The following is a 14,387-nucleotide window of genomic DNA, read 5'->3' on the forward strand; positions in this document are numbered from 1 at the left end:
GGACAATCCGACCAAAATTCCATTTTTCCGGGGTGTATACGAGAACGACTCTCAGAACGACTCTCAGAACGGCTCTGTCGCAACGGGTTCGATGCAGTGCTGCCAGGCCCTGGTGAAGTCACGCAAGCGGCCCTGGGGGTGGAAGGTCTGGCGCCAGATGCGCGCCAGCCCCAGCAGGTCGTCGGCGGCGGGTAGCGGGGTGGCCTGCTCCTCGATGAGCATCCAGGCAATGGCGGTGGCGTAACGCAGGTTGACCGTGAGTTCCAGGTGCGGCCCGCCGAGGAAGGCGTGCTGGCTGGCCAGGCCACGGACCAGGCTGGCCAGCTCCGGGTCGCGGGCGAGGAACTGGTCCCACAGGCAGCGGTGGCGGTGCTCGGCAATGCGGTACAGGCCGTGGCCGCGCCTGTCGTGCAAGGCGGAGCCCAGTGCCGACTGGCTGGCGGCAACGCCCAGTAACAATGCTTCGGCGCTTTCGCAGTGGCGGTTCAGGTAGATCAGCGTTGGCCGGATCACGTATCGACTCAACTCGTTCGCAGCGATGCCCATGGTGCCCTCGAACAGATCAGGACCGACGGGCGCTGGAGCTTGGCAGCTGGTGAGTGGTCAGGCCCGTCGGAAGCGACCACGGCCGCTCGAGTTGAAGTGTAGTGTGATAAGCATGGTGTAAAGGGCTGTTTTTAAATCGATTGCTGCCTGAGGTCGCGGGGCATATGCCCGCTGGCAATTAAGCCAAGAACCGTCAGGCAGCTTGCATGGGCATGGATTCATGGCATGAATCGCGCGCCATTCATTCATGCAACCAGCGACTGGCGGGTGCGCTCGATCACTGCCTGCAAGGGCTCGGCGCGGGTGTACTGGTCCGGGTACAGGCGCTCGGAGTGGCAAGCGACGCCATACTCGTCGACCAGGGTGAAACTGAAGCTGCCCTTGCGGGGCGCTACGATCAGGCACTTCAGTGGAGCGAAGGCTTTGGAGAGGGTGCCAGCGGCAACCTGAATTTGATGATGGTTACTCATATTGTTGGATGTTCCTGCGTAAGACACGGGGTTTGATCCGTGCACAATAGAAACGTTCCAGTGACGTCTTTATTAAGGAGACGCAGAACCTGACTGGAACAGGGCAGCCAGAGTGGCGCAAGCAAAGGTGGGCGCTGGGCTGACTGGTAGGTACGACAAAAGGCAGGCAGCACACCGGGGCCAGGGTTCGAGGCACCGGGGAAGATCCTGATCAATCTGAGACGTGATTCGTGCTTGAGCAGCGTTGGCTGCCAAGTGGATCATCGAATGGGCCGGTCCTGATGGGGCATTGCCTGCTCGTGGTCGAGGGCATATGCGAGGACTGTGTGGCCGGAATTGACTTTCAGCTGGGTACTAACAGGGCGCACCCTACACGAATGGTCGAGGGTTGGCAAGCATCCAGTTGTTTTCAGCGAAGCCGGCCATTATGTCGATTCTTGTCGGTGCTGTGAAGAGGGGAACTGCCCCGTCAAATGCTTGGATGGCCTGTTTTCGAGCACGCCCATGCCGTTTGATGGTGCACTTGTACACATTTGAGACAGTGGCTGTTAGCCGCGTGCAACAGGCCGCAAACGCTTCGCCAATGACTTGACTGCGAGCTTAAGTCAATGAAAAAAAACACTAATTTTTACTGGTGAAAAAATCGACAGTTTGACTGTAAGCCCCGGTTCATAGGGGTTTGCGGGCTTCGCGAGGGGGTTGTCCACCGAGTTATCCACAGCTTCTGTGGATTGTCCCGGGCGCTTGCTCTAGCACGGGCGTGCCAGCAGTTTCAGCAAGTGTCCGACAATCGGGGTGATGCTGTGGGGGTGGAGTTACGCCTCGCAAAAACGTCAAGAAAAAAACATGAAAATAAAATCGATCCTGGCCAAAAGTCGCCGGGCCGTGGCGAAAAAAAAAGAGTAGAGTGGCGCGCCTCTTGAGTCACCTACGCTGTCGGTCATGAAGTTTCGCGGTAAACACCTCGCCAGTCCGGATGCATCGTTGCCCCCCAAAAAACACTTTTCCCTGAAAGTTGCCTTGTGGCTGCTCGACAGCCCGCGCCTGGGCGACAAACCCAGCGTCAAGCACCTGGCCGGGCGGATGCTCAAACAGCCGGCCCGCCAGGGCGTGGTGGTGGCCCAGAGCCGCCTGGGGCAGATGCTGTGCCGCGACTGTGGCAACGCCCGCGACCGGCGCATCGGCCACGAGCTGCTGCGCCAGGCTGCACGCGCCGGTGATCGCCGCGCACAGCTGGAGTACGGGCGTGCATGCCAGGCCCAGGAGCCCGAGCAGGCCCGTTACTGGCTGGAGCTGGCGGCGGGGCAGGGCTCACAGGAGGCGCGGCGGTTATTGCGCCAGTGGTGCGACAGCTGATCGCGCTGCGCACTGTGGGCGTGGGCTTGGCCCGCGATGAGGCCTCGCAGGCAAGCTGATCAAGCTGCTGATAAGCTGCGCAGCATTCGCAAAAGATCGTTCGGGGTAACCATGGCAGTGGATCTGACCAGCATTCTGCTGGGGTTGGTGGCGGGTGCCTTGCCCTGCCTGGGATGGGTCATGCAGGTTCAGCGCCGCCAGGGTGCCCGGGACGCAGAGCGGGCCTTGCTCGAAGAGCGCCTGAGCAGTGCCCAGCTGGCCCACGAAGGCCTGCAGGCCCAGCTTGACGCCGGCCGCGACGAGATCAGCGACCTGAGCGAAGCCAACACCGTCAAGCAGGCCCAGTTGGCCGCCCAGGGGCGCGAGCTGGAGCTCTTGCAGATTGACCGCGACAACGCCCGCGACGCCGCCCACGCCTGGAGCCTGGAGCGCGCCAACCGTGAAGCCGAGCTGCGCCGCTTCGAAGCGCAGGCGGCTCGCCTTCAGGCCGAGTTGCGTGAGCAGCAGGAAAGCCACCAGCAGCGCCTGGAAGACCTGCAGCAAGCGCGTGACACCCTGCGCGCCCAGTTCGCCGAAATGGCCACGAAGATCTTCGACGAGCGCGAGCAGCGCTTCGCCCAGACCAGCCAGCAGCAAATGGGCCAGTTGCTCGACCCGCTCAAGGAGCGCATCCAGGCGTTCGAAAAACGTGTCGAGGAAAGTTACCAGCAGGAGGCCCGCGAGCGCTTCTCGCTGGGCAAGGAGCTCGAGCGCCTGCAGCAGCTCAACCTGCGCCTGTCCGACGAAGCCACCAACCTCACCCAGGCGCTCAAGGGCCAGAAAACCCAAGGCAACTGGGGCGAGCTGATCCTTGAGCGGGTGCTGGAGCACGCGGGCCTGGAAAAGGGCCGCGAATACCAGACCCAGGTCAGCCTCAAGAGCGCCGATGGCGAGCGTTTCCAGCCCGACGTGCTGATCATGCTGCCGGGCGACAAGCAGGTGGTGGTCGATGCCAAGGTCAGCCTTACCGCCTACCAGCAGTTCGTCAGCAACAACGACGAAGCCGCGCTCAAGCAGCATGTGCTGTCGCTGCGCAACCACGTCAAAGGCTTGTCGAGCAAGGATTACAACCGCCTCGATGGCCTGCACAGCCTCGATTTCGTGCTGCTGTTCGTGCCCATCGAGGCGGCGTTCTCGGCGGCGCTGCAGGCCGAGCCGAACCTGTTCCAGGAGGCCTTCGACCGGCAGATCGTGATCGTCAGCCCGACCACCCTGCTGGCCACCCTGCGGGTGATCGACAGCCTGTGGAAGCAAGAGCGGCAAACCCAGAACGCCCGCGAGATCGCCGAGCGCGCCGGCTGGCTGTACGACAAGTTCGTGCTGTTCATCCAGGACCTGGACGAACTCGGCACCCGCCTGCAGCAGGTCGACAAGGCCTACGCCGCAGCGCGCAACAAGCTCTGTGAAGGGCGCGGCAACCTGGTCAGCCGCAGCGAGCAGCTCAAGCTGCTCGGCGCCCGGGCCAGCAAGAGCCTGCCGGCCGAATTGATCGAGCGCGCCTTGAGCGACGAAGCCGTTACTGAACCAGGCTCAGATGCCGATTGAGCAGGGCGCGCAGCGCGGCGGGCTTGACCGGTTTTGCCAGGTAGTCCAGGCCGGCGGCATGGACCATGGCGATGGTCTCGTTGCGCCCGTCGGCACTGATCACCACCCCCGGTACCGGCTCGCCCAGGCGCGCCCGTAGCCAGCCCATCAGCCCGGTGCCGGTCTCGCCATCGTCCAGGTGGTAGTCCACCAGCGCCAGGTGCGGGCGCAGCCCCTTGGCCAGCAGCACCTCGCATTCGGCCTGGTTGCGGGCGGTCCACACCTGGCAGCCCCAGCGGCTGAGCAGGCTGTTCATGCCGATCAGGATGCTGTCTTCGTTGTCCACGCACAGCACCTGCAGCCCGGCCAGTGGCTGGCCTGGCTGCTCCATTGGTGCCGGCGCCGCCGGTGCGGCGCTGCGGGCAATCGGCACGCTGACCCGGAACACGCTGCCCTTGCCCGGCCAGGAGCGGACTTCCAGCTGATGGCCCAGCACCCGGCACAAGCCGTCGGCAATCGCCAGGCCCAGGCCCAGGCCTTTTTCGGCGCGGGTCTGGTGGCTGTCCAGGCGTTTGAATTCCTGGAAGATCACCGCCAGCTTGTCGTCGGCGATGCCCGGGCCGCGGTCCCACACTTCCAGCCACAGCCGCTCGCCCTGGCGTCGCACGCCCAGCAGGATCGGGCCTTTGCCATAGCGCAGGGCGTTGGTGAGGAAGTTCTGCAGTACCCGGCGCAGCAGCTTCATGTCGCTGTCCACCCGCAGGCGGCTGCCGCGCAGGCGGAACGCCAGGCCTTTTTCGGCGGCCAGCAGCTTGAACTCGGCACCGAGGGTGTCGAACAGCTCGTTGAGGGCAAAGGCTTTGACGTCGGGGGTGACCTTGCCGTTTTCCAGGCGCGAGATGTCCAACAGGTCGCTGATCAGCTCTTCGGCCGAGCGCAGCGAGCTGTCCATGTGCTGCACCAGCTGCCGGGCTTCGTCGTTCATGCCCTCGGCCTGCTGCGACAGTGCGGCGGAGAACAGCCGCGCGGCATTGAGCGGCTGCATCAGGTCATGGCTGACGGCAGCGAGGAAACGGGTCTTGGACTGGCTGACGGCCTCGGCGCGGCTCTTGGCCTCGGTGAGCGCCTGGTTGAGCTGCGACAGCTCGTGGGTGCGCTCGGCCACCCGCTGCTCCAGGCCTTCGTTGGCGTCACGCAGGGCCTGCTCGGCTTCGCGGAACGGGGTGATGTCGGTGAAGCTCATGACGAAACCACCACCGGGCATCGGGTTGCCGATCAGCTCGATCACCCGGCCATTGGGGAACAGCCGCTCGGAGGAGTGCGCCCGGCCCTGACGCATCCAGTGCAGGCGCCGGGCCACATGGACCTGCGCCTCGCCCGGGCCGCACAGGCCGCGCTCGGCGTTGTAGCGGATGATGTCGGCGATCGGTCGGCCGACGCTGATCAGCCCGTCAGGGTAGTTGAACAGCTCCAGGTAGCGCCGGTTCCAGGCCACCAGGTGCAGGTTCTGGTCGACCACGCTGATGCCCTGGTTGATGTTCTCGATGGCGCCCTGCAGCAACGCACGGTTGAACTGCAGCACCTCGCTGGCCTCGTCGGCGATGCGCACCACATCCTCGAGCTGCATCTCGCGGCCTTCGATGGCCGCCTTGACCACTGCGCGGGTCGACGAGCTGCCGAGTACCCCGGCGAGCAGGCGCTCGGTGTGTTCGATCCAGTCGCCGTCGGCGTTCTGGTTGGGGTTGAAGCCCTTGCCCTGGCGGTAGGCGAAGCGGATGAAGCTCTGCCGGGCACGCTCTTCGCCCACGAAGCGCGCAGCCAGGTTGAGCAGGTCGTCGATCTGTACGGCCAGCAGCGGTTTGCTGCTGGGCCGGGCGCTGGTCTGCTGGCCGATGAAGCGCCCGGCCTGCCAGTGCTCCGAGACCCGCGTGCGCGACAGGATCGAGACCCAGGCGAACAGGGTGAAGTTGCCCGCCAGCGACAGCACCACGCCTTGGGTGAGCGGGGTGATCGGCAGGTCCAGCGGGTTGCCGTGCAGCCAGGCCAGCCCCGGGAACAGCGACAGCGACCAGCCCAGGCTGTGGGCGGCGATCGGCAGTACCAGGGTGTAGAACCACAGGAAGATGCCGGCGGCCAGGCCTGCAAACACGCCACGGCGGTTGGCCTGTTTCCAGTACAGCGCGCCGAGCATGGCCGGGGTGAGCTGGGTCACGGCGGCGAAGGCGATCTGGCCGATGGTCGCCAGACTGGCGGTGGAGCCGAGCAAGCGGTAGCTCACATAGGCCAGTAGCAGGATCACCACGATGGTCACCCGGCGCACCGAGAGCATCCAGTGGCGGAACGCTTCGAACGGCCGCTCGGCGTTGTTGCGGCGCAGCAGCCAGGGCAGCAGCATGTCGTTGGAGACCATGGTCGACAGCGCCACGGCCTCGACGATGACCATGCCGGTGGCCGCCGAGGCGCCGCCGATGAAGGCCAGCAGCGCCAGGCTCGGGTGGGCTTCGGCCAACGGCAGGCTGATCACGAACGAGTCGGAGATCACCGTGCCCGGCAGCAGCATCTGCCCGGCCAGGGCGATGGGCACGACGAACAGCGCGGCCAGGGCCAGATACAGCGGGAACACCCAGCGTGCCAGGCGCATGTCCTGGGGCTCGATATTCTCCACCACGGTTACGTGGAACTGCCGGGGCAGGCAGATGATCGCCATCATCGCCACGGCGGTCTGCACCACCATCGACGGCCAGTTGATGGTCTCCTGCCAGTAGCTCTCCAGGTGCACCGATTGGCGCGCCTGGGTGAACAGGTCGTCGAACCCGTCGTACAGGTTGAACACCACGAAGGCGCCCACGGCGAGGAACGCCAGCAGCTTGACCAGCGACTCGAAGGCGATCGCCAGGACCATGCCACGGTGGTGCTCGGTGACGTCCAGGCTGCGCGTGCCGAAGACGATGGCGAACAGCGCCAGCACCAGCGACACCACCAGCGCGGTGTCCTGCACGCGGCTGCCGGTAGCGTCGGCGTTGGCGCCGATCAGAAGGTTCACCCCCAGCACGATGCCCTTGAGCTGCAGGGCGATGTAGGGCAGCACCCCGACCAGGCAGATCAGCGCTACCACCACGGCGAGGGTTTGCGACTTGCCGTAGCGGGCGGCGATGAAGTCGGCGATCGAGGTGATGTTCTGCTGCTTGCTGATCAGCACCATCTTCTGCAGCACCCAGGGCGCGAAGATCAGCAGCAGCACCGGGCCCAGGTAGATCGGCAGGAACGCCCATAATTGCTCGGCGGCCTGGCCGACCGCGCCGAAGAAGGTCCAGCTGGTGCAGTACACCGCCAGCGACAGGCTGTACACCCAGGCACGCAGCTTCGGCGGCAACGGGGTGCTGCGGCGGTCGCCGTAGAAGGCGATGGCGAACATGATGGCCATATAGGCCAGGGCGACCACGGCGATCAGCCCGCTGGACAACGACATGCAAACTCCGGAGCAAAAAATGAAACGCGGTCACGATCAATCAGTCTGGCACGCAGGGGCGGGTTCGTCAGCGCCGACGTTGGTCGCAGTGGCAGGACGTCGCAGGTCCGATTGCGGGGCAAGTCGCATCGGCGCACCGCCGCTCCCACGCTGTCTTCGTGGGAGCGGGCTTGCCCCGCGATGGGCCGGTACTGCTAGCTAAGTATGTTGCCCCCCGCGCGTGCCCAACCAGTAGAACACCGCCGCCAGCACCACCGACCCGATCAGCAGATAGAACACCGACGCTGGCGCCATGTACCCCAGGGCCAGGCCCACCAGCATCGGCCCCAGCCCCGCGCCCAGGTTGGAGAGGTTCTGCGCGCCGTAATAGATCCCCCGCAGATGTTCCGGCGCGATCAGGTCGATGAACATGAACTCGGCGGGAATGACGATGATTTCGCCCAGAGTGAACACCAGCATGGCCAGGCACCAGGCCGCTGCCGAGCCGGCCAGGGAAAACCCCAGCAGCCCGACGACGAACATGGCCATGCCGGCCATCAACCAGGGCATCAGGTGCTGGCGGGCCATGCGCCGGCCGATCAGGTACTGCAGGGCGATCACCGTGAGGGCGTTGGTGGTCACCAGGTAGCCCACCAGCCGCGCCACTTCGGCGGGGTCGTGGATGCTCACCACCAGGTACTGCGACAGGTAGGCGGTGAACTGCCCGAACACCACGGCGCTGAGCACGCCGCCCAGGGTGAAGCACACCAGTCGCCGGTCGCGCAGCATGCCCAGGGCGACCTGGATGAAGCCTGCCGCCGGCGCGTCCTTAGCCTGGCTCGACAGACCGCGTTCGCCCAGGCGCTGATAAACCAGGCTCAGGCCCAGGCCAATCAGTGCCGACACCAGGAACGGCAGGTGGTCATCGGCTTCGATCAGCAGCACCCCGAGCATCGGCCCGGCGGCCCAGGCAATGTTGTTGAAGGTGTACTTGATGGCGAACACCTCGCCGCGCTGGTCTTCGGGCAGCAAGGCGCAGAACCCCGTCTTGGCGGCAATGTCGACCACGGTCTGGGCCAGGTTGGCCACCACCAGGAAACAGAAGAACAGCACTGCCGAGGTACTGGCCACCATCCCCGCGATGGCCAGGGCGAACACCAGCGCGCTGGTCACGATCAGCGTGTGGCTGCGCAGGGTGTCGACCAGGTGCCCGCCATACAGGCTCAGCAACGAGGCCAGGAACATCGCGCCACCGACCAGCAGGCCCGTCTGGCCGATCGACAGGGCCATGTGCGCGGACAGGTAAACCACCAGGTAGGGCAGGGTGATCGCCCGGGCCGTGGTGAGGGTGAAGGTGGTGAACAGCAGCAGGCGGACGGTGGCAGGGTAGCTTTTAAGGGCGCGCAGCATCGACGGATCCTTGTCTTTGTTAGCGGCCAAGCATATGCCAGGCGGCATGCCATGGGCTATATCTTTAAAATCGATAACAGATAGAGAAATTACCCGTTATATAGATATTCTTCAAAGGCATAAGATGAATCCACCTTACACAAGGCCAGGAGACAGCCCATGCCATGCACCCAGACCCGCGCACCTTCATGGCGCCCGTTCAGCCAATTGGCCCATCCCCGCGAGGTGATCCGCCAGTTCACCCCCAACTGGTTCGCCGCGACCATGGGTACCGGCGTGCTGGCACTGGCCTTTCACCAGTTGCACATCCCGCTGCTGGACAGCCTGGCCGAAGGGCTATGGTGGCTGACCATTGGCCTGTTCGTCTTGTTCTGTGTCTTGTATGGCGCCCGCTGGGTTCTGTTTTTCGACGAGGCCCGGCGGATTTTCGCCCACTCCACCGTGTCGATGTTCTTCGGCACCATCCCCATGGGGCTGGCCACCATCCTCAATGGCGCGCTGGTGTTCGGCCTGGCGCGCTGGGGCGAGGCGGTTGTGCCGTGGGTCGAGGGCCTGTGGTGGTTGGATGTGGGCCTGGCGCTGCTGTGCGGGGTGGCCATCCCCTACCTGATGTTCACCCGCCAGGAGCACAGCATCGACCAGATGACCGCGGTGTGGCTGCTGCCGGTGGTGGCTGCCGAAGTCGCCGCCGCCAGCGGCGGGCTGCTGGCGCCGCACCTGACGGACGCTCACGCACAGTTCCTGGTGGTGATCACCAGCTATGTGATGTGGGCGGTGTCGCTGCCGGTGGCGTTCAGCATCCTCACCATCCTCATGCTGCGCATGGCCTTGCACAAACTGCCGCCGGCCAACATGGCGGCCTCCAGCTGGCTGGCCCTGGGCCCGATCGGCACCGGTGCGCTGGGCATGCTGGTGCTCGGTGGCGACGCGCCGGCGGTGTTCGCCGCCAATGGCCTGGGCAGCCTGGGTGAGGTGGCCCGTGGCCTGGGCCTGGTGGCCGGCATTGTGCTGTGGGGCGCGGGCTTGTGGTGGTTGCTGACGGCCGTGCTGATCACCCTGCGCTACATGCGCCAGGGCATGCCGTTCAACCTGGGCTGGTGGGGCTTCACCTTCCCGCTGGGGGTTTACTGCCTGGCCACGTTGAAACTGGCGGCCTGGCTGCAGCTCGGCTTCTTCAGCGTGTTCGGTCAGGTGCTGGTGGTGGCGCTGGCCATGCTCTGGGCCCTGGTGGCCAGCCGCACCTTGCGCGGGGCGTGGCGCGGCGAGCTGTTCGTGTCGCCGTGCATTGCCCAGCGCTGATCGGCCTTACAGGTTGGGTGTGTAGTTGAAGGCGCTGGCGGCCTGGATATCGGTGAACGGGGTGACGGCGGCATGCTTGTTCATCACGCTGTTGACCAAGGAGCCTGGGAACATCTGGATGCCGTTGTTGAAGCGCTCCACTTCGCCGTTGAAGATCACGATGGCCGCGCCGACGTTCTGTTGCTGCTCGGCGATTTCACGCATGAGGTTGTTCATCAGCTCCGAGGCCTTGAGCTCGGGGTAGGCCTCGAAGGCCACACGCAGCCCGCCGAGCAGCGAGCGGGTGGCGTCCTCGGCCTTGGCCAGGGTCTTGCCGTCCGCCTCGACAGGCAGCTCGGCAATGGCGCTGCGCAGGCGGGTGATCCCGGCCAGCACGCCTTGTTCATGGTCGCGGTACAGGCCGGCCTGCTCTTGCAGCGCATCGAGCACCTTGGTCTTCTGCCGCTCATAGGTCAGCACATCGGCCCAGGCGCGCTTGACCCGGTTATGGTTGCCGACGATGCCGTTGTACAGGCTGATGACGATCAGCGGCACGCCGATCAGCACGGCCAGCAGGATAAGGGCGAAAAGGTCCATGTCAGTGCTCCGTCTGTAGCTGTGCCGGGGTAGGCGCAGTGAAATTGTCGTCGTGCTGCTCGGCCAGCGTGTGCACGGCGTCGAGCAGGGCGCTTAGCTGCGGCAGGTGCACGCCGTGGTCGATCAGCAAGCGGAAATCGCTCGCGCGGGTCAGCTCGCAAGTCAGCTTGAAAGCGAGCGGGTTGTCGTTGCTGCTCAGGCACAGGCGCCCGTGCTGCGAGAACTCCAGGTTGGGCGTATCAAGCTGGCGATGCAGGTCGATCAGGTGCAGTACCGTCACCGGCTTGGCGAAGCGGGCGCAGGCCATGGCCGAGCTGCCGGTGAGGCTGAAGGCGCGGTCGAAGTCGCTCGATGCGGTCTTGAAGTTATGCTCCATGTCGACCATGGATGAGCGGCCGCCGCTACCGCCGCCCAGGGCGATGCCCTGCACCCAAGGGAAGTCGATCACCAGGCTGTAGCGATCGTATTCCTGATAGGAGGTCACGGTTTTCGAGGTCGTGCCGCCCTTGCCATCGGACTCGGTTTCCTGGTGGGTCTGCTTGTCCACGTAATGCAGGTGGTACCAGCGGTAGTTGAAGCTGTGCAGCCGGCCCTGATAGTGGCCTTGCACGGCGCGGCGCAGGAAGCGTTTGTGGTTGCCGCGCACATAGTCGCGAAACTCGGTTTGCAGGCCCTCGAGCAACTGGCTGTCAGTCACCGGGATTTCCTGCAGGCCGGCGGTGATCAGGCTGGAGCGCTCGGCCAGGTCGTGGGCGAGGTTGGGGATGAGCTTCCTGCGCTGGTAAAGGACGATCAGGCTGAACACAGCGGCGCCGAGCAGGCCGAGCGTGAGGTTGGACGCAAGCTGCGGCAGGCTCTGGCCCAGCAGCTTGGCCAGCGGCGCCAGCAGCGGCTCGTAGGCCTGCAAGTAGCCTGTGATGCTGGCAATTGCCAGTGGCCCACAGAGCAGGGCAATCAGCCAGGGCAAGCGGTTGTCGAACTTCATGTTGCCGTAAAAGGCGGCCATGGCGTCCACGGCGACCAGCAGTTGCTGCTTGGTCGTGGCCGTGCGTGCGGTGTGGCTGGCCGCCTGCAGCGTGCGCTTGAGCCGGGCGTTGTGGGTATTCAATTGAATCAATGGCTGGCCTTCATCCCTGTTCAGTTCGGCCCCAAGGGGCGCACCTTCCGTGTTGCTGAGGGGCGGCAGTCTGCCAGCTTCGCGGTTGCCGTTCCATCGTGCCGGCCAACGGGCTTGCCTTCATCGTCCATTCCCGTGCAGATTTGTGGCTTTATGCGCTGAACGTGCCTCCAATGACAAAGCCCAAACAGGTACACGGACGATGAGTCACCCCTCGCAATTCACCCTGCTCGGCAAGCGGCGCTTTTTGCCGTTCTTCATTACCCAGTCGCTGGGCGCGTTCAACGACAACCTGTTCAAGCAGTCGTTGATCCTGGCGATCCTCTACAAGCTGAGCCTGGAAGGCGACCGCTCGATCTGGGTCAACCTCTGCGCCTTGCTGTTCATCCTGCCGTTCTTCCTGTTCTCGGCGCTGGCCGGGCAGTTCGGTGAGAAGTTCGCCAAGGACCGGCTGATCCGCGCGATCAAGCTGGCCGAGATCGTGATCATGGCTGTCGGTGCCATCGGTTTCATCACCAGCCACCTGGAGCTCATGCTGCTGACGCTGTTCGCCATGGGCACCCACTCGGCGCTGTTCGGCCCGGTGAAGTACTCGATCCTGCCCCAGGCCCTGCGTGAAGAAGAGCTGGTGGGCGGCAATGGTCTGGTGGAGATGGGCACCTTCCTGGCGATCCTCGCCGGCACCATCGGCGCCGGGGTGATGATGTCGGCTTCCAGCTACGCCACGGTGGTGGCCGGTGGGGTGGTCGGCACTGCCGTGCTCGGCTACCTGGCCAGCCGCTGGATCCCGCGGGCGGCGGCAGCGGCACCGGAAATGAAACTCGACTGGAACATCTTCAAGCAGTCCTGGGCCACCCTGCGCCTGGGCCTGGGGCAGACCCCGGCGGTGTCGCGCTCGATCGTCGGCAACTCGTGGTTCTGGTTCGTCGGCGCCATCTACCTCACGCAGATCCCGGCCTACGCCAAGGACTGGCTGCACGGCGACGAGACCGTGGTGACCCTGGTGCTGACCCTGTTCTCGGTGGGCATCGCGGTGGGCTCGCTGCTGTGCGAACGCCTCAGCGGGCGCAAGGTGGAAATCGGCCTGGTGCCGTTCGGCTCGTTCGGCCTGACCTTGTTCGGCCTGCTCTGGTGGTGGCATTCGGGCGATGTGCCGGCAGGCGCGGCGCCGCACAGTTGGCTGGACCTGCTGGGCATGAGCCAGGCCTGGTGGATCATGGCCTCGATCGTCGGCCTGGGCATCTTCGGCGGCTTCTATATCGTGCCGCTGTATGCCTTGATCCAGGCGCGTACCGCCGAAGGCGAGCGGGCCCGGGTAATCGCCGCCAACAACATCCTCAATGCGCTGTTCATGGTGGTGTCGGCGATCGTCACCATCGTCCTGTTGAGCCTGGCCAAGCTGAGCATCCCGCAGCTGTTCCTGGTGGTGTCGCTGCTCAACATCGCGGTCAACGCCTACATCTTCCGCATCGTGCCGGAATTCACCATGCGCTTCCTGATCTGGCTGCTCAGCCACTCGATGTACCGGGTGCAGCACCGCGAGCTTGAGCGTATTCCCGATGAAGGTGCGGCATTGCTGGTGTGCAACCACGTGTCGTTCGTCGATGCGCTGCTGATCGGCGGCGCGATTCGCCGGCCGATCCGCTTCGTCATGTACTACAAGATCTACAACCTGCCGGTGCTCAACTTCATCTTCCGCACCGCCGGCACCATCCCCATCGCCGGGCGCGGCGAGGACGAAGTGATTTATGAACGGGCCTTCGCCCGCATCAAGCAGTACCTGGCCGAGGGCGAGCTGGTGTGCATCTTCCCCGAGGGCAAGCTCAGTGCCGACGGCGAGATCGATGTGTTCAAGGGTGGGGTCAGCCGGATTCTCTCGGAAACGCCGGTGCCGGTGATACCGCTGGCGTTGCAGGGGCTGTGGGGCAGCTTCTTCAGTCGCGATCCGAACAAGGGCTTCTTCAAGCGCCTGTGGTCGCGGGTGACCCTCGTGGCAGGCGCCGCCATCCCGGTGGAAGCGGCGCAGCCCGAAGCGCTGCGCGAGCAGGTGAGCCTGCTGCGCGGCGATGTGCGTTAGGAAGGGATAAGGCGCAAGGTCAGCTGGCGCTGACCTTCAGGCCAACCAGGCCGGTGATGATCAGGGCGACACTGGCCAGGCGGATCAGCGCCATGGATTCACCGAACAGGATGATCCCGGCAATGACGGTACCCACGGCGCCAACGCCGGTCCAGATGGCGTAGGCGGTACCCAGCGGCAGCTCTTTCATGGCCAGGCCCAGCAAGCCAAGGCTGATGACCATGGCGCCGACGGTCAGCACGGTGGGCAGGGGGCGGGTAAAGCCGTCGGTGTACTTGAGGCCGACAGCCCAGCCAACTTCGAACAGGCCGGCGAAGAACAGGATGATCCAGGACATGGTGTGTCTCCATCTATTAATGATGGGGCCGTCCCCGATACGATCACGCGCAGCGTCGTGAGGTCGTCCTCACAGTGCGCATTATATTGCCCATTTGCCGAGGCCGGGGCAAGTCTCAGGGATCGGTGGTTGCCCCCTCGGAGGAAAAACCAGGCCCCCACAGGAGGGGGGAAGAGTGTACGGGAAGG

Annotated in this window: 11 protein-coding genes; 4 read left to right on the plus strand and 7 right to left on the minus strand. The window is 64.7% G+C overall.

What is annotated here, in order from left to right; translation table 11 throughout:
* Positions 1–63: 63 nt before the first annotated feature.
* On the minus strand, positions 64–546 hold the full coding sequence (locus tag ACO6VM_RS09015; RefSeq protein ID WP_401059554.1) for a hypothetical protein: 483 nt from the start codon (positions 544–546) through the stop codon (positions 64–66).
* 245 nt (positions 547–791) lie between these two features.
* Entirely contained in the window at positions 792–1,016 is a 225-nt protein-coding gene (locus ACO6VM_RS09020; RefSeq protein ID WP_125463009.1) for a hypothetical protein, read from the minus strand.
* 942 nt (positions 1,017–1,958) lie between these two features.
* Between ACO6VM_RS09020 and ACO6VM_RS09025 the strand changes: the two genes are divergently transcribed.
* On the plus strand, positions 1,959–2,372 hold the full coding sequence (locus ACO6VM_RS09025; RefSeq protein ID WP_401059556.1) for a tetratricopeptide repeat protein: 414 nt from the start codon (positions 1,959–1,961) through the stop codon (positions 2,370–2,372).
* A 225-nt stretch (positions 2,373–2,597) separates the two neighbouring features.
* The gene (rmuC, locus tag ACO6VM_RS09030; protein WP_401059583.1) at positions 2,598–3,956 is read left to right on the plus strand and encodes a DNA recombination protein RmuC; all 1,359 of its coding nucleotides are present in this window, start codon (positions 2,598–2,600) and stop codon (positions 3,954–3,956) included.
* On the opposite strand, the gene ACO6VM_RS09035 is transcribed toward rmuC, so the two are convergent.
* Together ACO6VM_RS09035 and ACO6VM_RS09040 are read right to left on the minus strand one after the other, a co-directional pair.
* Positions 3,928–7,404: a NahK/ErcS family hybrid sensor histidine kinase/response regulator gene (locus tag ACO6VM_RS09035; RefSeq protein ID WP_422403158.1), complete on the minus strand. Its 3,477-nt coding sequence runs from the start codon at positions 7,402–7,404 to the stop codon at positions 3,928–3,930. The genes rmuC and ACO6VM_RS09035 overlap by 29 nt on opposite strands.
* 198 nt (positions 7,405–7,602) lie before the next feature.
* Positions 7,603–8,793 carry an MFS transporter gene (locus ACO6VM_RS09040; protein ID WP_422403159.1) on the minus strand — a complete coding sequence of 397 codons (1,191 nt, stop codon included), beginning with the start codon at positions 8,791–8,793 and terminating at the stop codon, positions 7,603–7,605.
* Positions 8,794–8,952: 159 nt separating this feature from the next.
* Here ACO6VM_RS09040 and ACO6VM_RS09045 point away from each other — a divergent pair, with 159 nt between their 5' ends.
* Positions 8,953–10,092 carry a TDT family transporter gene (locus ACO6VM_RS09045; RefSeq protein ID WP_422403160.1) on the plus strand — a complete coding sequence of 380 codons (1,140 nt, stop codon included), beginning with the start codon at positions 8,953–8,955 and terminating at the stop codon, positions 10,090–10,092.
* A 6-nt stretch (positions 10,093–10,098) separates the two neighbouring features.
* Here ACO6VM_RS09045 and ACO6VM_RS09050 read toward each other — a convergent pair whose 3' ends face one another.
* Both ACO6VM_RS09050 and ACO6VM_RS09055 read right to left on the minus strand, forming a co-directional pair.
* Complete coding sequence (locus tag ACO6VM_RS09050; RefSeq protein WP_422403161.1) at positions 10,099–10,668, minus strand: LemA family protein; 570 nt, start codon at positions 10,666–10,668, stop codon at positions 10,099–10,101.
* Position 10,669: 1 nt separating this feature from the next.
* Positions 10,670–11,785, minus strand: a complete 1,116-nt coding sequence (locus tag ACO6VM_RS09055) for a hypothetical protein (RefSeq protein WP_422403162.1) — start codon at positions 11,783–11,785, stop codon at positions 10,670–10,672.
* 202 nt (positions 11,786–11,987) lie between these two features.
* Here ACO6VM_RS09055 and ACO6VM_RS09060 point away from each other — a divergent pair, with 202 nt between their 5' ends.
* Positions 11,988–13,862 (plus strand): MFS transporter, encoded by a 1,875-nt coding sequence (locus ACO6VM_RS09060; protein ID WP_125857748.1) that lies wholly within the window; start codon positions 11,988–11,990, stop codon positions 13,860–13,862.
* A 19-nt stretch (positions 13,863–13,881) separates the two neighbouring features.
* On the opposite strand, the gene sugE is transcribed toward ACO6VM_RS09060, so the two are convergent.
* Positions 13,882–14,199, minus strand: coding sequence for a quaternary ammonium compound efflux SMR transporter SugE (gene sugE / locus ACO6VM_RS09065; RefSeq protein ID WP_023631604.1), 318 nt, complete (start codon positions 14,197–14,199; stop codon positions 13,882–13,884).
* Positions 14,200–14,387: the final 188 nt, after the last annotated feature.

This window comes from Pseudomonas sp. GZD-209 (genome assembly GCF_049310485.1).
Lineage (GTDB): Bacteria > Pseudomonadota > Gammaproteobacteria > Pseudomonadales > Pseudomonadaceae > Aquipseudomonas > Aquipseudomonas sichuanensis.